The sequence below is a fragment of the Pseudomonas sp. BF-B-30 genome (assembly GCF_019956305.1).
GTDB lineage: Bacteria > Pseudomonadota > Gammaproteobacteria > Pseudomonadales > Pseudomonadaceae > Aquipseudomonas > Aquipseudomonas jessenii.
The window spans coordinates 117127-140877 of the sequence record NZ_JAHBDG010000055.1 but is presented as its reverse complement, the minus strand read 5'-3'; the positions used below and the strand labels follow the sequence as shown (position 1 = coordinate 140877).

Annotated in this window: 19 protein-coding genes; 4 read left to right on the top strand and 15 right to left on the bottom strand. The window is 58.8% G+C overall.

The genetic code is table 11. The features are described from left to right. Nucleotides 1-100: 100 nt before the first annotated feature. Nucleotides 101-2425, bottom strand: coding sequence for a TonB-dependent receptor (locus tag KGB29_RS23815; RefSeq protein ID WP_057716460.1), 2325 nt, complete (start codon nt 2423-2425; stop codon nt 101-103). Between the two features lie 207 nt (nt 2426-2632). Here KGB29_RS23815 and KGB29_RS23810 point away from each other — a divergent pair, with 207 nt between their 5' ends. Then, complete coding sequence (locus KGB29_RS23810; RefSeq protein WP_090453057.1) at nt 2633-3313, top strand: Fe2+-dependent dioxygenase; 681 nt, start codon at nt 2633-2635, stop codon at nt 3311-3313. Further along, nucleotides 3314-4075, top strand: a complete 762-nt coding sequence (locus KGB29_RS23805) for a tetratricopeptide repeat protein (RefSeq protein ID WP_223473472.1) — start codon at nt 3314-3316, stop codon at nt 4073-4075. It begins immediately after the preceding gene. Nucleotides 4076-4232: 157 nt separating this feature from the next. Here the strand turns inward: KGB29_RS23805 and KGB29_RS23800 are convergent, their stop codons facing one another. From KGB29_RS23800 to KGB29_RS23775, 6 genes are all read right to left on the bottom strand, one after another. Beyond that, a complete protein-coding gene (locus KGB29_RS23800) occupies nt 4233-5396 on the bottom strand; it encodes a type III PLP-dependent enzyme (RefSeq protein ID WP_056728269.1) in 1164 nt (387 codons plus the stop codon). Nucleotides 5397-5807: 411 nt separating this feature from the next. Next, nucleotides 5808-6179 carry a hypothetical protein gene (locus KGB29_RS23795; protein ID WP_150812824.1) on the bottom strand — a complete coding sequence of 124 codons (372 nt, stop codon included), beginning with the start codon at nt 6177-6179 and terminating at the stop codon, nt 5808-5810. A gap of 190 nt (nt 6180-6369) precedes the next feature. Continuing rightward, a complete protein-coding gene (locus KGB29_RS23790) occupies nt 6370-7527 on the bottom strand; it encodes a betaine/proline/choline family ABC transporter ATP-binding protein (RefSeq protein ID WP_154910437.1) in 1158 nt (385 codons plus the stop codon). After that, nucleotides 7524-8177, bottom strand: coding sequence for an ABC transporter permease (locus KGB29_RS23785; protein ID WP_057716456.1), 654 nt, complete (start codon nt 8175-8177; stop codon nt 7524-7526). Before KGB29_RS23785 ends, KGB29_RS23790 begins: the two co-directional genes overlap by 4 nt. A gap of 12 nt (nt 8178-8189) precedes the next feature. Further along, nucleotides 8190-9083, bottom strand: coding sequence for a glycine betaine ABC transporter substrate-binding protein (locus KGB29_RS23780; protein ID WP_154861577.1), 894 nt, complete (start codon nt 9081-9083; stop codon nt 8190-8192). Between the two features lie 20 nt (nt 9084-9103). Beyond that, a complete protein-coding gene (locus tag KGB29_RS23775; protein WP_057716454.1) occupies nt 9104-9820 on the bottom strand; it encodes an ABC transporter permease in 717 nt (238 codons plus the stop codon). A 438-nt stretch (nt 9821-10258) separates the two neighbouring features. On the opposite strand from KGB29_RS23775, the gene KGB29_RS23770 reads away from it, so the two are divergent. Both KGB29_RS23770 and KGB29_RS23765 read left to right on the top strand, forming a co-directional pair. Further along, the gene (locus tag KGB29_RS23770; RefSeq protein ID WP_057716453.1) at nt 10259-11842 is read left to right on the top strand and encodes a peptide chain release factor 3; all 1584 of its coding nucleotides are present in this window, start codon (nt 10259-10261) and stop codon (nt 11840-11842) included. 338 nt (nt 11843-12180) lie between these two features. Beyond that, nucleotides 12181-12435 (top strand): hypothetical protein, encoded by a 255-nt coding sequence (locus KGB29_RS23765; RefSeq protein WP_057716452.1) that lies wholly within the window; start codon nt 12181-12183, stop codon nt 12433-12435. Nucleotides 12436-12630: 195 nt separating this feature from the next. Here KGB29_RS23765 and KGB29_RS23760 read toward each other — a convergent pair whose 3' ends face one another. The 8 genes from KGB29_RS23760 to KGB29_RS23725 form a co-directional block, all read right to left on the bottom strand. Next, nucleotides 12631-13611, bottom strand: a complete 981-nt coding sequence (locus KGB29_RS23760) for a peptide ABC transporter ATP-binding protein (RefSeq protein WP_057716451.1) — start codon at nt 13609-13611, stop codon at nt 12631-12633. Next, nucleotides 13611-14579 (bottom strand): ABC transporter ATP-binding protein, encoded by a 969-nt coding sequence (locus KGB29_RS23755; RefSeq protein WP_057716450.1) that lies wholly within the window; start codon nt 14577-14579, stop codon nt 13611-13613. Before KGB29_RS23755 ends, KGB29_RS23760 begins: the two co-directional genes overlap by 1 nt. Nucleotides 14580-14589: 10 nt before the next feature. Beyond that, nucleotides 14590-15501 carry an ABC transporter permease subunit gene (locus tag KGB29_RS23750; protein WP_057716449.1) on the bottom strand — a complete coding sequence of 304 codons (912 nt, stop codon included), beginning with the start codon at nt 15499-15501 and terminating at the stop codon, nt 14590-14592. Nucleotides 15502-15511: 10 nt separating this feature from the next. Beyond that, a complete protein-coding gene (locus KGB29_RS23745) occupies nt 15512-16522 on the bottom strand; it encodes an ABC transporter permease subunit (RefSeq protein WP_008051717.1) in 1011 nt (336 codons plus the stop codon). A gap of 72 nt (nt 16523-16594) precedes the next feature. Continuing rightward, nucleotides 16595-18190, bottom strand: a complete 1596-nt coding sequence (locus tag KGB29_RS23740; protein ID WP_102669063.1) for an ABC transporter substrate-binding protein — start codon at nt 18188-18190, stop codon at nt 16595-16597. A 78-nt stretch (nt 18191-18268) separates the two neighbouring features. Continuing rightward, nucleotides 18269-19702, bottom strand: a complete 1434-nt coding sequence (locus KGB29_RS23735; RefSeq protein ID WP_057716447.1) for an OprD family porin — start codon at nt 19700-19702, stop codon at nt 18269-18271. Between the two features lie 174 nt (nt 19703-19876). Beyond that, a complete protein-coding gene (locus KGB29_RS23730) occupies nt 19877-21478 on the bottom strand; it encodes an ABC transporter substrate-binding protein (protein ID WP_057716446.1) in 1602 nt (533 codons plus the stop codon). 303 nt (nt 21479-21781) lie between these two features. Further along, nucleotides 21782-23407 carry an ABC transporter substrate-binding protein gene (locus KGB29_RS23725; RefSeq protein WP_057716445.1) on the bottom strand — a complete coding sequence of 542 codons (1626 nt, stop codon included), beginning with the start codon at nt 23405-23407 and terminating at the stop codon, nt 21782-21784. Between the last annotated feature and the right edge of the window lie 344 nt (nt 23408-23751).

Genomic DNA, 23751 nt, shown 5'->3' with positions numbered 1-23751 from the left:
CTTGTTCGCGATAGCGGTGTGTCGGCCAACATAAATGTTGAATGTGGCGACGTCATCGCGAGCAAGCTCGCTCCCACAGGGATTGCAGTGTGAGTGGCAATCAGAAGTGGAAGTTGGTGCTCAGCAAAGCGGTACGACCGGCCGCCTGGTTGGCGAAGTGAGTCGAGAACGCCTTGTCGTAGTAGGTTTCGTCGGTCAGGTTCTGTACGTTCAGTTGCAGGTCGACGTTCTTGGTCAGCTTGTAGGCCGCCATTGCGTCGTAACGAACGTAGGAATCGACCATGGTGGTGTTGGCGGCACTGCCGAACACATCATCGACATAGAACGCACCGCCACCGATGGTCAGCCTTGGCGTGACCTGATAGGTCGTCCACAGGCTGGCGCTGTTTTTCGGCGTGTTAGGCAGTTCGTTGCCGTTGTTGGCTTTGTTTGCCGGCAGGTCGCCGCCATCGACTTGCTCGCTGTCCATGTAGGCGTAACCGGCGAAGACCTGCCATTTGTCGGTGAGCTTGCCGGTGGCCGACAGTTCGATACCTTGAACGCGGGTTTTGCCGACGTTTTCAAACGTAGTGGTGTTGGTTTGCACACGAGCGTTTTCTTTCTCGGTGCGGAAGATGTCGGCAGTCAGGGACAAACGATCGTTCAGCAGATCCCACTTGGTACCGATTTCGTAGTTCTTGGTGGTTTCCGGCTCCATGTCGCTTTTGAGCAGGTTGCCGTTGCGATCCGGCGTGCCACCCAACGGGTTGCCTTCCGCGCCATCGCCAAGGGTGTTGCCTGGTGGAGTGGCAGACGTCGCATAGGAGGCATAGATGCTGCCGTTTTCCGCTGGTTTGTACACCACACCGAACTGACCGGTAACGAACTCGCTGGTGTCATCGCCCTTGGACGTGGTCACGCTGGAACCGTTGAAGGTTTTGTAGTCGGTGTCGAAATGGTCGTAGCGCAGGCCCATGTTCACCAGCCACTGCTCGGACAACGTCAGGGTGTCGAATACATACAGTGCGTAGGTGTTGGCCTTGGTATCGGTGCCTGCGTAGTTGCGGGAGATGGCACCGCTCCACGGATCATTCGGCGTCGGGTTGGACAGCGAGGTGCAGTTGTAACCGCTTGGCGCGCCGATCAGTGCCGGCGAGCAGTTGTTGGTTACCGCTGCCGTTCCCGGGGTGGTGTCCGTGTTGACGTTGTACGAGGACTTTTCACTTTCCTCGTGGGTGTATTCGACACCGGTGGAGAAGCTGTTCTTGAACCCGGCGATGTAGATATCACCAAACAGGTCGGTCTGGTTGGTGGTGGTCTCGGTGTTGCTCACGCGGGTGTTCGCCCGGCGCCAGACGCTGCCGTTGTTGACGTTGCCTTTACTGTCGTCCGGCTGGGTCAGGATGTAATCCTGCATGCTGGTGCCGTGACGCAGGGTGTTCTTGATGGTCAGCGAGTCGCTCAGGTCGTGCTCGATGGCGAAGGTCGCGGTGTCGGTGCGGGTCTTGCGGAAGTCGCGGTCGGTCAGACCATAGAAATTGCTGCTGTCGCCGCCGTCATTCGGCTTGTCCGGGTTGGACTTGGTGCGTCCAGCCGCGAGAGTGGTCGGGATCGAGTACGGAATGCCCGAATCCGGCGTGTCGTTGCTTTCGAGGTGGTAGTAGTCGAGGTTGACGCGAGTGTCTGTACCCAGGCCGAAAGCCAGGGACGGTGCGACACCCCAGCGGTCGTAGTCGACGCTGTCACGTCCGGCGACGTTGCTCTCATGGCTCATCAGGTTCAGACGGCCAGCGGCAGTGTCGGTGAACTGATAGTTGCCGTCCATGGTGTAGCGCTGGGTCTGGTCGGAGCCCCAGGTGAAACCACCATCGAACGAATTGCCCAGGTGAGCTTTCTTGCTGACCAGGTTGATGCTGCCGCCTGCAGCGCCGCGACCGCCGATGGCAGAGTTCGGGCCTTTGCTGACTTCGATCGATTCCACGGCGAAGATCTCGCGGCTCTGGGAACCGGTATCGCGAACGCCGTCCAGGTAGGTATCGCCCTGGGCGTCAAAGCCGCGAATGAACGGACGGTCGCCCTGTGGGTTGCCGCCTTCACCGGCACCGAAGGTGATGCCTGGAATGGTGCGCAGGGCGTCCTGCATGTTCATGGCGCCCGTGTCTTTCAACACTTGTTGCGGAATGACGGTGATCGAGCGCGGTGTGTCCACCAGCGGCGCGGTGTACTTGGGCGAGGAGGCTTTCTCTACGTTGTAGGTCGTCTCGTCCTGGGCTTCGCCGGTGATGGCGGTGGCGCCCAGCGAAATCACATTGCCCGGTGCTTTTTCGTCGGCTTTTTCCGCCGCGAAAACCATGTGGCCCGCAGAGCCGGCAGTAATCGCCATGCCGATGGCCGATGCGAGCAGACGTGGTGAACTGACCGGTACTTGTGGTTGTTGACGCGACATTTGAGTTCCCCTCCCCAAGGATTTGAGGCCGCGGAATATAGGGTAAACACGTATTCGTATCAATTGCGAAACATTACTATTCGCACTGAATTTACATTCTTTACAATTTACCCTTACGGTTTCTGCTGACTCATTCGTCAGATGTGTTTTACACAGGCAATAAGAATCAATACCATTGGCATCCCTTTGGTTTCAGGTGCTTTTGTCATGCTGCTGCACATTCCCGGCCTGTTTGAAAAAGACGAGGTGCAGCGCATTCGCGAGGCTCTGGAGCAAGCCGATTGGGCCGATGGCAAGATCACCGCCGGCTACCAGTCGGCGAAGGCCAAACACAATTTGCAGTTGCCGGAAGGTCACCCGCTGGCCAAGGAGATCGGCGCGGCGATGCTGGAGCGGCTGTGGAAAAATCCGCTGTTCATGTCAGCAGCGTTACCGCACAAAGTCTTCCCTCCGTTAGTGAACTGTTACACAGCCGGTGGCAGTTTCGACTTCCATATCGACAACGCGGTACGTCAGCCAAAAGGCAGCATCGAGCGGGTGCGAACGGATTTGTCCGCCACGCTGTTCTTCAGCGAGCCGGAGGATTACGACGGCGGCGAGCTGGAGATCCAGGACACCTTCGGCACCCAACGGGTGAAGCTGCCTGCCGGCGACATGGTGCTGTATCCCGGCACCAGTCTGCACAAGGTCAATGCGGTGACACGCGGAGCGCGACTCGCTTCGTTTTTCTGGACGCAAAGCCTGGTGCGTGAAGACAGCCAGCGCGCCCTGTTGTTCGAGATGGACGGGGCAATCCAGCAACTGACCCGCGATGTGCCCGATCATCCATCGCTGATCCGCCTGACCGGGACGTATCACAACCTGTTGCGTCGCTGGGTCGAGGTCTAAGTGGCGGATTTTCGTTTACGCCGCGAGGAAATGCTCGACGGTGAGCGCCTGCGCGCGATGCTCGACGAAAGTCCGGCCCGTGCGGCCCAGGCCATCCTGATTGCCGCACGAGAAGGAGAGGTCGAAGCCCAGGCCTTGCTCGGGCAGATTCTGCTCGACGGCCAGGGGATCGCGCAGGACCAACCGCTGGCGCTGAGCTGGTTCGGCATCGCAGCGCGCCAGGGGCACCTCATGGCGCGCAACATGCTCGGTCGTTGCCATGAGCATGGTTGGGGCTGCGCTGCCGATGCATCGCTAGCGGCCAGGCATTACCGACTTGCCGCCACTGCAGGGCTGGATTGGGCGATGTACAACTACGCCAATCTGCTGGCGACCGGTCGCGGGGTGGTTGAGGATCAGCTTCAGGCACTGAGTCTCTATCGCCGTGCGGCTGAGTTGGGCCATGCAAAATCGATGAATCTGTTGGGGCGGTATCTGGAAGAAGGGCGGGTCTGTCCGGTGAATCCGGCAGCGGCGCGTGACTGGTATCGACGTTCGGCCGAGGGCGGGGATTTTCGCGGGCAGTTCAGCTTTGCTGCAGTCTTGACCGACGAAGGGAATATCGAGGATGCGTTGGCCTGGCTGCGCAAGGCGTTGGCCGGTGGCAACCTGAATTTTCTGCGAGTGGCGAGTCAGGCGCTGATGGGCGCGGTCGATCCGAGGATCCAGGCACTGGCCCACGAATTCCATCATCGTGCCGAAGAATTAACCCCAGTCTCTTGAGCCTTTGTGGGAGCGAGCTTGCTCGCGATGACGTCATGACATTCAGCATCAATGTTGATTGAGCTATCGCCATCGCGAGCAAGCTCGCTCCCACAGAGGGTGGCGTAAATGAAAAAGCCCATGACAGGTCATGGGCTTTTTGTTTTCTACGCAGTATTTACACGTAGAACGACTTCAGCGGCGGGAAGCCATTGAACTCGACGGCGCTGTAACTGGTGGTGTACGCACCGGTCGACAGCCAGTACAGGCGATCACCGATGGCCAGGTTCAGCGGCAGGCCGTACTTGTAGTTTTCGTACATGATGTCGGCGCTGTCGCAGGTTGGACCGGCGATGACCACTTCTTCCATTTCGCCTTTCTTCTCGGTCCAGATCGGGAACTTGATGGCTTCGTCCATGGTTTCGATCAGGCCGGAGAACTTGCCCACATCCGTGTACACCCAACGCTCTACCGCGGTACGGGATTTACGTGCAACCAGTACCACTTCGCTAACCAGGATGCCGGCGTTGGCGATCAGCGAGCGGCCTGGCTCCAGGATGATTTCCGGCAAGTCATCACCGAAGTCTTCCTTCAGGAAGCGGATGATTTCCTCGGCGTAGGTTTCCAGGCTGTTGGTGCGGGTGATGTAGTTGGCCGGGAAGCCGCCACCCATGTTGATCAGCTTCAGGTGGATACCGTCTTCTTCCTTCAGGCGCTCGAAGATCACTTTGACCTTGGCGATCGCCGCGTCCCAGACGCTGATGTCGCGCTGCTGCGAGCCGACGTGGAACGAGATGCCGTAAGGCACCAGGCCCAGGTCGCGGGCGAGGATCAGCAGGTCCATGGCCATGTCGGTCTGGCAGCCGAATTTGCGCGACAACGGCCAGTCGGCGGTGGTCGAGCCTTCGGTCAGGATACGCACGTAGACTTTCGAGCCCGGTGCGGCCTTGGCGATGTTGCGCAGGTCGGCTTCGGAGTCGGTGGCGAACAGGCGCACGCCCTTCTCGTAGAAGTAGCGGATATCCTTGGATTTCTTGATGGTGTTGCCGTAGCTGATCTGGTCGGCGCTGACGCCGCGACCAAGCACTTTGTCCAGCTCGTAGATCGAGGCGATGTCGAAGCTCGAGCCTTTCTCTTTGAGCAAGTCGATGATCTCGACGGCCGGGTTGGCCTTGACCGCGTAGTAGACCTTGGCGAATTCGAAACCGGCGCGCAGGTCGTCATAGGCCTGGCTGATCATCGCGGTGTCGATCACCACGAACGGGGTTTCCTGTTTGTCGGCGAACGCCTTCATTTTCTGAAAGGTTTCACGCGCGAAATAGTCTTCGACCTGGATCGACATACCTGGGAGCTCCTAAAGGCAAACGTTGTTAATCAATGGGTGCAAATGAACGTCCTCCGTATCCCCACTTTGGTTCGCCTACTTCCCAAGGCATGTCGCCGAAAGCAAAAAGGCCATGGGAAGTGCAGCTTTCCCTTGGCCTTGCTGTCTCGTCGTCAGTACTTGAGCCGGATGGATCGTTTCCAGCATGGACGTTCGGCGCGAACTTTAGGGCGTGAGGGGCTTGAGATCAACAAAAAATGTCGCGTTTTTGCACTCTTCCGTCGTGCGGTCCCTGACAGCTACTGATGTAACCGACCTGTGTGACGGTGTGATGTTCCCCCAAAAGGGGGCGTGGCGGGAGAAAAAGCTATTGCGGTGAAAGAGCAAACTTTCACCGCAGGTCCAGAAGGACAAATGGGTGGTGGTTGATCAAAAGGCAATCAGATCAATGCTGAGACTTGCGGAAATACTGGAATACGTGACCGAAGACACGGTCACTCGAATGATGGTGCTGGCTTGCACATTTCTTAGGATAAACCTGCCGTTCATATCGCCCGCCAGGGGGCTGATAGAGGCACCCGGTGTAGACGTCGTCCACATGCCGCCACCGCTAGGAACCTGGCTGCCATTGCTATCGACAAGCTGGGCGGCGATGTCCAATTGAAAGTCATTCCCTTTTCTAACACGTTGCGGGTTGGCGATACCCCCGAAGATGATGTGTGTGGGAGGACCCGCCATGATGCCTGATGCGTTGTTTTCTGAAGCTGATTGAGCAGGCGATGTCGCGTTATCGGTTTTCATGGGTCACCTCGATAGGGGAAAAGTGTTGGATCAAGAGAAATGATCCGGGCTCAGTAGATCTTTTCCCTATCGATGGCGGAACTGTCATTTTTGCTAGTTTTTTATATTGTTTTCGAATATCTGGGCGCTCATGAGGCGTCGGGAGGCTTAGACTTCGCCCCCCAATTGCGTGTTGAGTTTTTGAAAGGCCTTAAACCAGTACTGCCTTAGCTGGCGAAACAATGCTGGTCTTGCCACCCCGGGACTTGCCGGAGCTCAAATACTCGGCGATCGACTCCTGAGTCACTTCCCCCAAGAACACCCGCTCCGCATCCATCACCGGCAACCACGAGCGATTGAACTCGTACATGCGCGACAACAGGATGCGCAAATGCTCGTCATACGCCGCCGTGGCGTTGAACTCGCGCAGGTATTGACCGCAAGTACCCGTCTGACGGTGCAGGTCGCGACGTCGTACATAACCCAGCGCCTTGTTCTCACCGTCGGTGACCACTACATAACGCCGGTCATGTTCGTCCATCAATTCCAGCGCGTCGGCCACCGGGGTTTGCGGGCTAACCGATGGTGCGTTGTCCGCCGCATCTTCGGCCTTCACCAGTAGCAGGCGCTTGAGGGTGCTGTCCTGACCGACGAAGTTGCTGACAAAGTCGTCCGCCGGATGCGCGAGCAAGGTGTCCGGATGATCAATTTGCAGCAGCTTGCCGGCGCGGAAAATCGCGATCTTGTCGCCGAGCTTGATCGCCTCGTCGATGTCGTGGCTGACCATGATCACGGTCTTGTTCAGCGCCCGCTGCATTTCGAAGAACTCGTTCTGGATCATCTCGCGGTTGATCGGGTCGACTGCCCCGAACGGCTCGTCCATTAATAGCAGTGGTGCATCCGCCGCCAGTGCGCGAATCACGCCGATCCGCTGTTGCTGGCCACCGGACAGTTCTCGTGGATAACGATGCAGATACTGCTTGGGTTCAAGCTTGATCATGCTCATCAACTCGCGGGCGCGGTCGTGGCATTTCTGCTTGTCCCAGCCGAGCAGTTTCGGCACCACGACGATGTTCTCCTCGATGGTCATGTTCGGGAACAAACCGATCTGCTGGATCACATAACCGATGTTGCGACGCAGCGTCACTTCGTCGAGGCCGGTGGTGTCTTCGCCGTTGATCAGGATCTTGCCCGAGGTCGGTTTGATCAGGCGGTTGATCATTTTCAGCGTGGTGCTTTTGCCGCAACCCGATGGCCCGAGGAACACGCAGATTTCGCCTTCATTGACGGTCAGGCTCACCGAGTCCACGGCTTTCACATCTTTGCCGTTGCTTTGGAAGGTCTTGCTGAGGTTTTGAAGTTCGATCATTTGAGCAGTCCTTTTGGAGTCAGCGAACGTTGCAGCACTTGCAGGATCAGGTCGGCGATGATCGCCAGCACACTGACCAGTACAGCGCCGACAATCAGCATCGACATGTCGCTGCGGCTGATGGCAGCGAGGATGAGTACGCCCAGGCCACCGGCGCCGATGGTCGCGGCGATGGTCATGACGCCGATGTTCATGACCACGGCAGTGCGCACACCAGCGAGGATCACCGGCACGGCGATGGGTAATTCGACCATGCGCAGGCGCTGACCGAAGGTCATGCCGATGCCGCGCGCGGCTTCACGGATGCCCGGTTCGACGTTGGTCAGGGCCAGGTAGGTGTTACGCATGATCGGCAGCAGCGAATACAGAAACACCGCGGTGATGGCCGGCATCGGACCCAGGCCCTGGCCGAACTTGGAGTAGAACGGCAGCAGCAGGCCAAACAGGGCAATCGACGGCACGGTCAGGAGCACCGTGGCGCTGGCTTGCAAAGGCCCGGCGAGGCTCGGGAAGCGTGTCATCAGGATGCCCAGCGGCACGCCAACCACAATCGCCAGGGTCACGGCGATGCCGACCAGGGTGATGTGTTGGCCGGTTAGCTGTATCACCTGCTGCCAGTCGAGGTGGGAAAAGGCGTTGAGAAATTCCATGGCTTTTCCTCCTTATTTGATTGGATGCTGGCGCAGGAAATCTGCGGCAACGGACGAAGGGCTTTGGTGATCGACATCGACCCGCGCATTGAGCTCGCGCATGGTGTCGTCGTCGAACAGCTCAGCCAGAGGCTTGAGTTGTTCGGCCAGTTGCGGATGCGCATCGAGGTAGGCCTGACGCACCACCGGTGCGGCGGTGTAGTCGGGGAAGTAATGCTTGTCGTCTTCCAGCAGTTTCAGCTTGAAGGCGTTGAGGCGACCGTCGGTGGTGTAGACCAGACCGGCAAACACCTGGCCGTTACGCAGCGCGGTGTAGACCAGACCGGCGTCCATCTGGCGGATGTTCTTGCGGGTCAGGTTCATGTCGTAGAGCTTGACCATGCCATCAAGACCGTCCGAGCGGTTGGCGAACTCGGTATCCAGCGCCACCAGATTGTTGGTCTCGGCTTCCTTGCGCAGCACCGAGTTCAGCTCGCTGATGGTGTTGATCTGCGGGTATTGGTCAGCAACGTTTTTCGGCAGTGCCAAGGCATAGGTGTTGCTGAATTTCGACGGTGTCAGCCAGACCAGGCCTTTTTTCGCGTCGAGTTCTTTTACTCGTGCGTAGGACTGTTCGCTGTCGAGTTTTTCAGTGACATGGTTGTAGGCCACCAGCGAAACGCCGGTGTATTCCCAGAGCATGTCCAGTTGGCCACTTTCATGGGCGCTGCGGGCCAGATTGCTGCCCAGGCCGCCGGTCACCTGCACCTCGTAACCTTTGGTGCGCAGGTACTGCGAGGTGATTTCCGCCAGCAGGGTCTGTTCGGTGAACACCCGGGCGCCGATGCGGATCAACGGTTTTTCCGTGGCTTGGGCAAATCCTGCGAACAGCAGGACGCAGCCTAGTAAAAAGCTTGAAGTTTTCATGACGATTCCTTTGCCGAGGCTTAAGACGGGCGCAAGCCGCGTTCGAGCCAGAGGCGGCTGGCGAGTGTCACCAGGCCGTCGAGCAACAAGGCCAGCAGGGCGGTGCAGGCCGCGCCGAGCAGCAATTGCGGCTGATTGTTCAGGGCGATGCCGGGGAAGATCAGGCTGCCGAGACTGTTGGCGCCGATCAGGAACGCCAGCGGCGCCGTCCCGACATTGATCGCCAATGCCACACGCACACCACCGATGATGATCGGCACCGCGTTTGGCAATTCGACTTTCCACAGCACCTGGCGCGGGGTCATGCCGATGCCGACGGCGGCTTCCTTGAGCGAACCCTGAACGTTTTTCAGGCCTTCGTAGGTGTTGCGCACGATGGGCAGCAAAGAGGCGAGGAACAGGGCGAAGATGGCAGGACCGCTGCCGATGCCGAGGATGCCCAAGGCGATGGCCAGGACGGCCAGGGGCGGAATGGTGTTGCCAATGTTGAAGAACTGCATGAAGCGTTCGGCACGGCCGATCATGGACGGGCGGCTGAGGAGGATGCCGGCAGGAATGCCCACGACAAGGGCGGCCAGCATGGAAGCGAGGACGAGAACCAGATGAGCTTGCAGGTAAAACAACAAATCGTCGCGGTAGTGTTCGATCGTGTTGATGCCGATCCATTGGATCAGCAGGGCCAGAAGGGCGAATACCAGCGCGCCTCCTATCAGCCCTTTGCCATAGTGGATAGCCACAGGCGGACTCCTTTTTTCAGTCGGCGAACACTTTCTCGTGTGGCAACGCCATTCCTGGCTGCCGAAAAAATGATCGCGATAAGCAGCTCATGCCGAGCGCGTTTCACTGTAGGAGCGAGCTTGCTCGCGAAAAACTTCAAGACAATGCGTACCTTCAGGTACCCAGCATTATCGTTGACGTCCATCGCGAGCAGGCTCGCTCCTACAGGGGGAAACGCACGGCAATCGAGCCATGAGCACAGCCTCGTCAGGCCGAATTGCAGGTGTTTCAGGCCCCCGACGAGTGGTCGTTACGGGGGAGTGGACGTCTCCGTGCTTTAAAAGGTTCCCATCTGAAGCAGCATTTGGCCACCCCTAATGTGCTCAACGGTTCGGTTCTTCGATCAACTTGGGCTATAATCTGCGCCCTTTTTTGAATCACCTGCCAGGCGATTTCCCATGACCAAACAGGCCGCCGAAGTCGCGAAACGCCGCACTTTCGCCATTATTTCCCACCCCGATGCCGGTAAGACCACCATCACCGAGAAGCTCCTGCTGATGGGCAAGGCGATTGCGGTAGCCGGTACGGTGAAATCTCGTAAATCCGATCGCCATGCCACCTCCGACTGGATGGAAATGGAAAAGCAGCGGGGTATCTCCATTACCACGTCGGTCATGCAGTTCCCGTATCGCGAACACATGATCAACCTGCTCGACACTCCGGGCCACGAAGACTTCTCCGAAGATACCTATCGCACCCTGACGGCGGTGGACTCGGCGTTGATGGTTCTCGACGGCGGTAAAGGTGTAGAGCCTCGGACCATCGCCCTGATGGACGTCTGCCGTCTGCGTGACACGCCGATCGTCAGCTTCATCAACAAACTCGACCGTGACATCCGCGACCCGATCGAACTGCTCGACGAAATCGAAGCCGTCCTCAAGATCAAGGCTGCGCCGATCACCTGGCCGATTGGTTGCTACCGTGACTTCAAAGGCGTGTATCACCTCGCCGATGACTACATCATCGTGTACACCGCCGGTCACGGCCACGAACGCACCGAAACCAGGATCATCGAGAAGCTCGACTCCGATGAAGCCCGCGCCCACCTGGGTGACGAGTACGAACGTTTCATCGAGCAGCTGGAACTGGTGCAGGGCGCCTGCCACGAGTTCAACCAGCAGGAGTTCCTCGACGGTCAACTGACTCCGGTGTTCTTCGGTACGGCACTGGGCAACTTCGGTGTCGACCACGTCCTCGACGCCGTCGTTGATTGGGCGCCGCGCCCACTGGCACGCGTGGCCAACGAGCGCACCGTGGAGCCGGTGGAAGAGAAGTTCTCGGGTTTCATCTTCAAGATCCAGGCGAACATGGACCCGAAACACCGCGACCGCATCGCCTTCATGCGTATCTGCTCCGGCAAGTACGAAAAAGGCATGAAGATGCGCCACGTGCGCACCGGCAAGGACGTGCGGATCGGCGACGCGCTGACCTTCTTCTCCTCCGAGCGTGAGCAACTGGAAGAGGCGTTTGCCGGCGACATCATCGGCTTGCACAACCACGGCACCATCCAGATCGGCGACACCTTCAGCGAAGGCGAAGTCCTGGGTTTCACCGGCATTCCACACTTCGCCCCGGAACTGTTCCGTCGCGTACGCCTGAAAGATCCGCTGAAATCCAAGCAACTGCGCCAGGGCCTGCAACAACTGGCCGAAGAAGGCGCGACCCAGGTGTTCTTCCCGGAACGCAGCAACGACATCATCCTCGGCGCCGTCGGTGTGCTGCAGTTCGATGTGGTCGCCAGCCGTTTGAAAGAGGAATACAAGGTCGAGTGCTCCTACGAGCCGATCACCGTTTACTCTGCGCGCTGGATCGAATGCAGCGACAAGAAGAAGCTTGAGGAGTTCTCCAACAAGGCTGTGGAAAACCTGGCGCTGGACGGCGGTGGTCACCTGACCTACCTCGCACCGACGCGGGTCAACCTGGCATTGATGGAAGAGCGCTGGCCGGACGTGAAATTCCGTGCGACCCGTGAGCATCACTAAGCGCTGAGTTGCAAAATCCAAAAGCCCCGTTGCGAAAGCTGCGGGGCTTTTTATTGTCTGGCGCAATTGCCTGTAGGGGCGAGCCTGCTCGCGATGATTCCAGCCGCGCTGCATTTATCCAGACAGAGCGCGTCATCGTTAGCCTCCATCGCGAGCAGGCTCGCTCCAACAGGGGGCTTCGGTGTTAGTTGAGTTGTGAATAACCCCTATTCCAAACCAGTCTCCAAACCCGCTGCATTTTCCCCCGCCAGATAGCGTCCAATCTGGAGAACCCGGCTGATCGGAACTAGATTTGACTCAGCACCAGACAGGCACTCAACGAAAGGAAGGAATCGGCTATGAACAGGTTGTTTCGCGTTTTACTGCTGTTGAAGGTGATGGTGATGCTCTCGCTCGGAGCTTCGACGGCGTGGGCCGAGTGTATCGATCACGGGGAGCAGGCTTCGAGCGGGCAGGCGGGTTATGCGGGGTTGATGATCGCCAAGTCCGAATCGGAACCGGGAGATCAGGGGCAGGGCGGTGCGGACAACGACGATGACTCGACCACCGACGAACCGGACTCCGATGAGGAAGAGGGCGACAGCCAGACGTAGTCGCTCTATTGCAGGCAAAAGAAAACCCCTTCTACCTGAGTGATGCGCATTCGAGGCAGAAGGGGTTTGGTTAACGCGTAATTACTTGAGCTACTCAATCCCTGTGGGAGCGGGCTTGCTCGCGAAAGCGATCTGTCAGTCGACATTGAGGTTGACTGGAATGACGCCTTCGCGAGCAAGCCCGCTCCCACATTTTTATGCCGCGCCGTCGAGAAATTGCTCGGCGTAGTGGCAAGCCACCTGGCGGCCGGCGATCAGGCGCAGGGCCGGCTCTTCAGTGCTGCAACGCTCGGTGGCGTACGGGCAGCGCTTGTGGAAGGCGCAGCCGGACGGCGGGTTCAGCGGGTTGGGCAATTCGCCGACGATCTTGATTTTCGGCTTGTCCGGATCCGGGTGGATGGCCGGCGTCGCCGACAACAGCGCCTGGGTGTAAGGGTGCAGAGGTCGGGAGTAAATGTCCTCTTTCGTGCCCATTTCCACCGGACGACCGAGGTACATCACCATCACATGGTCGGCAACGTGGCGTACCACTGCCAGGTTGTGGGAGATGAACACATAGGCGGTGTTGAACTCTTGCTGCAAATCCATGAACAGGTTGAGCACCTGTGCCTGAATCGACACGTCCAGTGCCGAGGTCGGTTCGTCCGCCACCAGCACTTTCGGTTGCAGCATCATCGCGCGGGCCAGGGCGATCCGCTGGCGCTGACCACCGGAGAACATGTGCGGATAACGCTGGTAGTGCTCGGGACGCAAACCCACCTGCTTCATCATCGCCTGGACTTTCTCGCGACGTTCCGCGGCGCTCAGGTTGGTGTTGATCAATAACGGCTCTGCAAGCTGATCACCGACTTTCTGCCGAGGGTTCAACGAGGCGTACGGGCTCTGGAACACCATCTGCACGTCTTTGCGCAGTTGCTTGCGCTGGGCCTTGTCGGCACCGGCGACTTCCTGCCCGGCAATTTTCAAGGAGCCGGAGGACGGCTCTTCGATCAGGGTCAGGGCACGGGCCAGGGTGGATTTGCCGCAGCCCGACTCGCCTACGACAGCGAGGGTCTTGCCGGCTTCCAGTTCGAACGACACGCCGTTGAGGGCGCGCACGGTGGCGTGACCCTTGAACAGGCCTCGGGACACCTCGTAGTGACGGGTCAGGTCGCGGGCGGTAAGAACGACGGCCATTACGCCACCTCCTGGTTCAGCGGGTAGAAGCAGCGAGCGAGGCTGTTGCTTTTCTGGTCAAGGGCCGGACGTTGTTGACGGCAGTTGTCTTTCACGTACGGGCAGCGTGGCGACAGCAGGCAACCTTGCGGGCGGTCGTAGCGACCGGGAACGATGCCCGGCAGGGTCGACAGGCGCGAGGCACCCAGGCTGTGTTCCGGAATTGCCTTGAGCAACGCTTCGCTGTACGGGTGTGCCGGAATGTCGAACAGTTGCGGCACCTGGCCGACTTCGACCGCCTGGCCGGCGTACATCACGCACACGCGCTGGGCGGTTTCGGCCACGACGGCGAGGTCGTGGGTGATCAGCACCAGGCCCATGTTCTGCTCTTTCTGCAACGCCAGCAGCAGGTCCATGATTTGCGCCTGGATGGTTACGTCCAGCGCCGTGGTCGGTTCGTCGGCGATCAGCAGTTTCGGTTCGCCGGCAATCGCCATGGCAATCGCGACACGTTGGCTCATGCCACCGGACAGTTGATGCGGGTAGGCGTCCATACGGCTGGCGGCACCCGGGATTTCAACTTTTTCCAGCAGTTCGATGGCGCGCTTGCGCGCAGCCTTGCCGGACATTTTCAGGTGCAGGCGCAGCACTTCTTCAATCTGGAAACCGACGGTGTAGCTCGGGTTCAGGGCAGTCATCGGATCCTGGAAGACCATGGACAGGTCTTTACCCACGATCTGGCGACGCTGGCGATTGTTGAGCTTGAGCATGTTCTTGCCGTCGAAATTCAGGGCGTCAGCGGTGACGATCCCCGGATGCTCGATCAGGCCCATCAGCGCCATCATGGTCACGGACTTGCCGGAACCGGACTCGCCAACGATGGCCAGCACTTCGCCCTTGTCCACTTGCAGGTCGAGACCATCGACGACTGGCGTGGCGTTTTTGTCGCCGAAGCGAACGTTGAGATTCTTGATTTCTAGCAGTGACATGGGAATCTCCTCAGGCGGCGTTCTTGAGTTTCGGGTCCAGCGCATCGCGCAGGCCGTCGCCCATCAGGTTGATTGCCAGCACGCTGAGCAAAATGGTCAGACCAGGCAGGCTCACTACCCACCAGGCGCGTTCGATGTAGTCGCGGGCCGAAGCCAGCATGGTGCCCCACTCAGGGGTTGGCGGTTGTACGCCAAGGCCGAGGAAGCCCAGTGCGGCGGCATCGAGGATCGCCGAGGAGAAGCTCAGGGTGGCCTGAACGATCAGCGGCGCCATGCAATTAGGCAGCACGGTGACGAACATCAGGCGCGGCAGACCGGCACCGGCCAGGCGCGCGGCAGTCACGTAGTCGCGGTTCAGTTCGCCCATCACCGCAGCGCGGGTCAGACGAACGTAGGACGGCAGGGACACCACGGCGATGGCGATCACGGTATTGATCAGGCCAGGGCCGAGGATGGCGACGATCGCCACGGCCAGCAGCAGGGACGGCAGGGCCAGCATGATGTCCATCAGACGCATGATGCTCGGGCCAAGTATGCGCGGGAAGAACCCGGCGAACAGACCCAGCAGGATCCCCGGGATCAGCGACATCACCACCGACGACAAACCGATCAGCAAGGACAGGCGCGAGCCCTGGATCAGGCGCGACAGCAGGTCGCGACCCAGTTCGTCGGTGCCGAGCAGGAACTGCATCTGTCCACCCTCCAGCCAGGCCGGCGGGGTCAGCAGGAAATCACGGTATTGCTCGCTCGGGTCGTGAGGGGCAACCCACGGGGCGAAGATGGCGCAGAAAATCACCAGCAGCATGAACATCAGGCCGGCGACGGCACCTTTGTTCTTGGAAAACGCTTGCCAGAATTCTTTGTACGGAGACGGGTACAGCAGGCTTTGATCGACTGCTACCGATGGAATTGGAGTGGTCATGGTCATGATCTCAGCGCTGATGACGGATGCGTGGGTTGGCAAAGCCGTAGAGGATGTCCACTACGAAGTTGACCACAATCACCAGGCAGGCGATTAACAGGATGCCGTTTTGCACAACGGGATAATCTCGGGCGCCAATGGCTTCGATCAGCCATTTGCCGATGCCGGGCCACGAGAAGATGGTTTCGGTCAGGACCGCACCGGCCAGCAGGGTGCCGACTTGCAGGCCGACCACGGTGAGTACCGGGATCAGCGCGTTGCGCAGGCCGTGTACGAACACCACGCGTGCCGGCGACAGGCCTTTGGCCTTGGCGGTGCGGATGTAGTCTTCACGCAGCACTTCGAGCATCGACGAACGGGTCATCCGCGCGATCACTGCCAGCGGAATGGTGCCGAGCACAATGGCCGGCAGGATCAGGTGGTGCAGGGCGTCGAAGAAGGCGTCCGGCTCGTCGGCCAGCAGCGTATCGATCAGCATGAAGCCGGTGCGTGGCTCGATGTCATACAGCAGGTCGATCCGCCCGGATACCGGGGTCCAGCCCAGACTTACCGAGAAGAACATGATCAGGATCAGGCCCCACCAGAAGATCGGCATCGAATATCCCGCCAGGGAGACACCCATCACTCCATGGTCGAACAGGGATCCTCGCTTGAGTGCTGCGATCACCCCGGCCAGAAGGCCCAGGATGCCTGCGAACAACAGGGCGGCCATGGACAGTTCCAGGGTCGCGGGGAACAGGGAGGTGAATTCGCTCCACACGCTTTCACGGGTACGCAGGGATTCCCCGAGATCGCCGTGGGCCAGCTTGCCGATGTAATCCAGGTACTGGGCATACAGGGGTTTGTTCAGACCTAGGCGTTCCATTGCCTGAGCGTGCATTTCGGGGTCGACCCTACGTTCTCCCATCATGACTTCTACGGGGTCGCCCGGGATCATGCGAATCAACGCGAAAGTCAGCAAGGTGATGCCGAAGAACGTGGGGATCAGTAACCCCAGTCGGCGGGCAATAAAACTAAACATCGTGTGTTGTACCTCATCAGCCGGTTAGGCGTGCCCGGCATGCCTGGGTCAGGAATGCCGGGAGTTTTCTTATTACTTCACCTGGGTGGTGGCGAAGTTATTCGTGGTGAGGGGGCTAATGTGATAGCCCTCTACGTTGTTGCGCGTTGCGGTGAACATTCTAGTGTGTGCGAGGCTGATCCATGGTTGATCCTGGTTGAAAATCACCTGAGCCTGTTCGTAAAGCGCTGCACGCTCAGCCGGGTCGACTTTTGCGCGGGCCTGGTCGATGAGTGCCTGGAACCTGTCATTGCACCAGCGTGCATAGTTTTCGCCGTTCTGCGCAGCTTCACAACTGAGCATAGGCGTCAGGAAGTTATCCGGGTCGCCGTTATCGCCCGCCCATCCGGCGGAAACCATGTCGTGCTCGCCGTTTTTCGCGCGCTTGAGCATCTCTCCCCATTCCATCACGCGGATGTCGATCTTGATCCCGACCTTGGCCAGGTCGGCCTGCATCATCTGCGCACCGAGCATCGGGTTCGGGTTGGTCGCGCCGCCTCCGTTGCGGGTGAACAGGGTGAAGGTGGTGCCTTCCGGTACGCCGGCTTCCTTGAGCAGGGCGCGCGCCTTGTCCAGGTCGCGGGCAGGATTCTTCAGCGTGTGGTTGTAGCCCAGCAGGGTATCCGGGAACGGGTTGACCGCCACGGTGGCATTGCCCTTGCCGAACAGCGCGTTGACCGCGGCTTCCTTGTCGAAAGCGATGTCGATGGCTTTGCGCACGCGCACATCGCTCAAGTACTTGTGGGTGGTATTGATGGCGATGTAGGCGACGGTCATCGCATTCATTTCATCGACCTTCAGGTTCGAGTCTTTCTTGATGCTCGGGATGTCATCCGGTTTTGGATACAGCGCGACCTGGCACTCGTTGGCCTTGAGCTTCTGCAGGCGCACGTTGTTGTCGGTGGCGATGGCCAGGATCAGCGCATCAGCCGGTGGCTTGCCACGGAAATAATCCGGGTTGGCCTTGAAACGAACCTGGGCGTCCTTGTTGTAGCGCTGGAAGACGAACGGGCCGGTGCCGACTGGCTTGTTGTTCAGGTCGCCGGTCTTGTTGGTCTTGAGCAGCTGGTCGGCGTACTCGGCGGAGTAGATTGACGAGAAGGCCATGGCGATGTCGGCCAGGAACGGCGCTTCACGGCGGGTCAGGGTGAACTTGACCGTGTTGTCGTCGACTTTCTCGACGCTCTTGAGCAGTTCCTTGAAGCCCATGCTTTCAAAGTACGGGAAGCCCACGCTCGACAGTTTGTGCCACGGATGATTCGGGTCCAGCTGGCGCTGGAAGCTCCAGACCACGTCGTCGGCATTCATGTCGCGGGTCGGCTTGAAGTATTCGGTGGTGTGGAACTTGACGCCTTTGCGCAGATGGAACGTGTAGCTCAGGCCGTCTTCGCTGATGTCCCAGGACTCGGCCAGTGCCGGAATCACGTCGGTGGTGCCGGGCTTGAAGTCCGCCAGGCGATTGAAGATGGTTTCGGCCACCGCATCGGCTGTGACTGCAGTCGTGTACTGGACCATGTCGAAGCCTTCGGGGCTGTTTTCGGTGCAGACCACAAGCGGCTTGGCCGATACACCCACCGCGACACTCAGCAAGGCAGCCGCGATGGCCGCACGTAGGGGAAGCATTTTCATCAAGAACCCTCTGCAATCAGTTGAAGGACAAAAGCCGAACGGCCGATTCGTCACTGAATCAGCCGTTCGGCACGGGCATTACAGGATGTTGAACGGAACCGTGGTCACGAGGCGGAACTCGTTGATGCTGCCGTCAGCCTGGTTTTCGCTGGCACGGTGAGCGGTATAGGTGCCGCGAATCGTGGTGGCCTTGAGCGGGCCGCTCTGCACGGCGTAGGTCGCGCCGATGCCGTATTCATAATGGTGTTCGCCATCCTGGGACTGGATGCCGTCGTAACCCTTGCCTGCCACGCCGCCGTTGCCGGTGTAGTGAGTACCGTCGATACCCCAGCCGCGAGCCTGGTAGATGTTGAACTTCAGGCCCGGCACGCCGTATTCGGCCATGTTCAGACCGTAGGCAACCTGGAACGATTTTTCGTTCGGGCCGTTGAAGTCCGACAACAGGGAGTTGGCCAGGTAGATGCCGTTGGTTTCGTGCAGGTAGTCGAAGTACTCGTTACCGTTCACTTCCTGGTACGAGAAGGTCAGGGTGTGGGCCTGGTGGGTCAGGCCGAACGACAGCGAGTAGGTGTCGTTGTCGATGTCGCCGATCAGGGCTTTACCGGTTTCCTTGGTTTTGTAGTAGTTCAGGCCGGTGGTCAGGCTCAGTACCTGGCTGTCGCCCAGTACGTGAGAGGCGCCGAAGTAGTACTGGTTCCAAATATCTTCAGCCTGGGTCGCCCAGAGACTGGTGGTCAGGCTGGCGAACGGGTTGTAGGTGATACCGCCGGTGTAGACGTGGTCGGTTTCGACGATGCCGTTTGCGTATTCGGTGCGGAATTTGCGCTGGCTTTCTTCGGTACGCGGTGAGTTGCGGTCGAAGGTGGCCAGGTCGAAGGCCAGGTTGTTCAGCTCTTCGCTGTGGAGGGCCACGCCCTGGAAGCTCGAAGGCAGTGCACGGTTACCGATCACGTCGACCATCGGGCTGCTGAAGTTCATGCGGCCGGCGGTCAGGGTGCTGTTGGATACACGAGCCTTGACGTTGGCCAGGCCCAGTTTGCTCCACTGGCCTTGAGCGTCGCCGCCCTCTTTGGTCAGGGTACGGTTGTTGCCTGCGCCTGGACGAGTGCCCGGTGCGCCGCCGTTGTTGGACGCCAGGTCTTTGCGGTCCTGGTCCAGTGCGATGGCGTTGTACGCCGCCACCTCAGTGCTGAAGCCTACGGTGCCTTCGGTGAAGCCGGAGTTGTACTTGAGGATGGTGCCCTGGACCCAGTTGATCCGGCGATCGGTCGGGGTCGAAACGCCGTCTTTCTTGTAGGCGAACTTGGCGCCGCGTTGCAGTTGTTCGTTGGCGTACCAGTTGCGCGTGGTGCCTGTGATCGACTGGCCTTCGATAAAACCGGTGGCTTCGCTTTGAGCGCTTTTCTCGTTCACGGTAACCGGGGTGAAAGCCTGGCTTTGGGTTTCTGCGTAAGCCGTGGCGGTTACGCTGCTGATGGCCATGGCCAATAACGCGGTGCTGCTCAGTTTCATGGGTAAAGCTCCTTACTTTCTTTTTTTTATGCCGGTCTTTTTTTGTGATCCGGCTATTGGTTTAGAACTCATTCACGGCATCGCAAACGTTTGCCGCCAGCCAAATTGGCAAAAGACGGCAAAGCGTCTGCGTGAGGGCGGAACATCCGCCCCCCGGCATTTCTGGCTAATCGGTTATTTTTCTATGCTGACACCCGAGAAAACATTGCGACCGAACGGGCTCACCTTGAACCCTTCGATTTTGGCGCTCAGCGGCTGGTTGACCGTCGAGTGGGCGACTGGCGTCATCGGCACTTGCTGCTTGAGCAATTGCTGCGCCTGTTTGTAGAGCAGGGTGCGCTGGTCGCGGTCGGTGACGACCTTGGCCTGCTTGATCAGCTTGTCGTAAGCCGGGTCACACCACATCGAGTAGTTGTTGCCGCCAATGGCGTCACAGCTGTAGAGCGTGCCCAGCCAGTTGTCCGGGTCACCGTTGTCGCCGGTCCAGCCGATCAGGCTGATGTCGTGTTCGCCATTCTTGGTGCGCTTGATGTACTCGCCCCACTCATAACTGACAATCTTGACCTTGAGGCCGATCTTCGCCCAGTCAGCCTGGAGCATCTCGGCCATCAACTTGGCGTTGGGGTTGTACGGACGCTGGACCGGCATGGCCCAGAGGGTGATTTCGGTGCCTTCCTTGACGCCGGCAGCCTTGAGCAGCTCCTTGGCTTTTTCCGGGTTGTAGGCGGCGTCCTTGATAGTCTCGTCGTAGGACCATTGGGTCGGCGGCATGGCGTTGACCGCCAGTTGCCCCGCGCCCTGGTAGACGGCATTGAGAATGCCTTGCTTGTTCACCGCCATGTCCAGCGCCTGGCGTACTTCAAGCTGGTCGAACGGTTTGTGGCGCACGTTGTAGGCGATGTAGCCGAGGTTGAAACCGGGCTTCTCGATCAGTTGCAGGGCCGTGTCGTTCTTCAGCGCGGGCACATCGGCAGGGCGCGGGTGCAGGGTGATCTGGCACTCGCCGGCCTTGAGTTTCTGCACGCGCACCGAGGCGTCGGTGTTGATGGCGAAAATCAGGTTATCGAGCTTGACCCGGTCAGGGGCCCAGTAATGCTTGTTGCCGGTGTAACGGATGTTCGAGTCTTTCTGGTAGCTCTTGAACACGAACGGCCCGGTGCCGATCGGCTTCTGGTTGATGTCGCTCGGCTTGCCTTCGGCCAGCAGCTTGTCGGCGTATTCGGCCGAAAGGATGGCGGCGAAGCTCATGGCGATGTTCTGGATGAACGCGGCGTCCACGCTGTTGAGCGTAAAGACCACGGTCAGTGGCCCGGTCTTTTCGACCTTGGCGATGTTCTTGTTCAGGCTCATGCCGTTGAAGTACGGAAACTCTGTCGGATAAGCCTTACGGAAAGGTTGCTGCGGGTCGAGCATGCGATTGAACGTGAACAGCACGTCATCGGCATTGAAGTCTCGGGTCGGCGTGAAGTATTTGGTGGTATGAAACTTCACCCCTTCGCGCAGGTGAAACGTGTATTTGAGGCCGTCCTCGGAAATATCCCAGCTCGTGGCCAGGCCCGGTACGACGTTGGTCGCGCCTTTTTCGAACTCAGCCAACCTGTTGTACAGCGGCTCGGCGGCGTCGTTGTCGGTCGCAGTGGTGTACTGCGCCGTGTCGAAACCGGCGGGGCTGCCTTCGGAGCAGAACACCAGGCTGTTGTTGGCGGCCTGGCTGATGGAAGTGGCGGCCAACAGGCCGGTGCCCAGCAATGCGGATAAAACCAAGGTATGGCGCATAACGCTCCCTTTACTCTCAAAATGTTTTCAATGAGTCGCCGTCCCGTCCGCGGACGTAGAGGCATCACTGATTTCAAGCCATGCGCGCAGCATTAACCGATGACCCACGCGTGCACTGGTCAGATCCCGACGGTATGAGCCATGGGTCCGGCAGTAAATGCGTAGAGTCCTAAAGACTCGTAGGAAATGGCAACGCGTCCTCGCCCGATGCTGTAGTCAGCTGCGGATTAGGATGTAGGCGAATTCCTGCTTTCTCGGAAGATAAAGCAACGGCGACGTCAGGAACGTCGCCGTTGCAAAACCTTATTTGCTGACGCTGACGCCGTAGAAGGAGTTCAAGCCAAATGGGCTGATCTTGAAGTCCTGCACGTTGGCGCGCATGGGTTGGAACACCGTCGAGTGAGCGATAGGTGTCATAGGCACAGCATCCTTGAGGACGTGTTGCGCCTGTTTGTACAGTTCGGTGCGTTTGCCTTGGTCCGAAGTGCGCTTGGCTTGCTTGACGATGTCGTCAAACTTCTTGTCGCACCATTTGGAGAAGTTATTGCCTTCCAGCGAGTCGCAGCCGAACAGCACGTTCAGCCAGTTGTCCGGGTCACCGTTATCGCCGCTCCAGCCAATCAGCATCGCGCCGTTCTCACCGCCCTTGGAGCGCTTGATGTACTCGCCCCACTCGTAGCTCTGGATCTTGACCTTGAGGCCGATCTTGGCCCAGTCGGACTGCAGCATTTCTGCCATCAGCTTGGCGTTCGGGTTGTACGGACGCTGAACCGGCATCGCCCACAGGACGATCTCGGTACCTTCCTTGACGCCGGCTTCCTTGAGCAGCTCCTTGGCTTTCTCGGGATCGTACTTGGCGTCCTTGATGGTGGTGTCATAGGACCACTGGGTCGGCGGCATGGCGTTGACCGCCAGTTGGCCGGCGCCCTGGTACACGGAGTCGATGATCTGCTGCTTGTTGACGGCCATGTCCATGGCCTGGCGCACTTTCAACTGCGACATCGGGTTTGGCTTGTCGTCGCCCTTGATCTTGTCCATCACGTTGTAGGCGATGTAGCCCAGGTTGAACCCGGCCTGCTCAGGCATCTTCAAGGACTTGTCTTCCTTGAGCGCCTTCAGGTCGGCCGGACGAGGGAACAGGGTGACCTGGCACTCGTTCTTCTTCAGCTTCTGGATGCGTACCGACGGGTCGGTGGTGATGGCGAAGATCAGGTTGTCGATCTTGACGTCGTCAGGCTTCCAGTAGTCCTTGTTCCCTGTGTAGCGGATGTTGGAGTCTTTCTGGTAGCTCTTGAACACGAACGGGCCGGTGCCGACCGGCTTCTGGTTGATGTCGGCTGCCTTGCCTTCCTTGAGCAGCTGGGCAGCGTACTCGGCGGACTGGATCGAGGCGAAGCTCATGGCCATGTTCTGGATGAACGCGGCATCAACGTCCTTGAGGGTGAACTTGACCGTGTGGTCGTCGACTTTATCGATCTTGGTGATGTTGGTATCCATCCCCATGTCGGTGAAGTACGGGAATTCGGTCGGGTACGCTTTGCGGAACGGATCATCCTTGTTAATCATGCGATTAAAGGTGAACAGCACGTCGTCGGCGTTGAACTCACGAGTCGGTTTGAAATACGGGGTAGTGTGGAACTTGACGCCTTCACGCAGGTGGAAGGTGTAGGTCAGGCCGTCATCGGAAACGTCCCACTTGGTCGCCAGCCCAGGAACCACGGCGGTGCCGCCACGTTCGAACTGGGTGAGGCGGTTGAACATGGTTTCTGCAGAGGCGTCGAAGTCGGTTCCGGTGGTGTATTGACCTGGATCGAAACCGGCCGGGCTCCCTTCGGAGCAGAACACCAGGTTAGTCGCTGCTTGGGCGAACGGTGCGCTGGCTAACAAGCTTGCGCCAACTAAGAACGGAATGACCGCGTGTTTAAGCATGGTGGCCTCATGATTTGTTGTCATTTTTGGAATTAGAGGACGACCTCGTGAGTCGTGCCTGCGGATACTTATGCAGGGGCCATACCCAATGCAAGATCCAGAGTGACTACAAGCCTTAAACAGTGGCACGAACGTACCTTAATGTCGCATTTGTATAATTCCTGACGCATTTGACCGTTTGCGCGGCGTTTTTACGGTGCAAATGACGCACTTTTACAGTGCGCTCCTGACTCGGGTTGCTCCCGCGTGGGGCGGGGTGTTACTTATTCATACCCCGGATTGTGGGGTGGGTATGGCGTGAATAAGAGTGGTTATTGTTGTACCGATAGTAGCCAATCGACGGC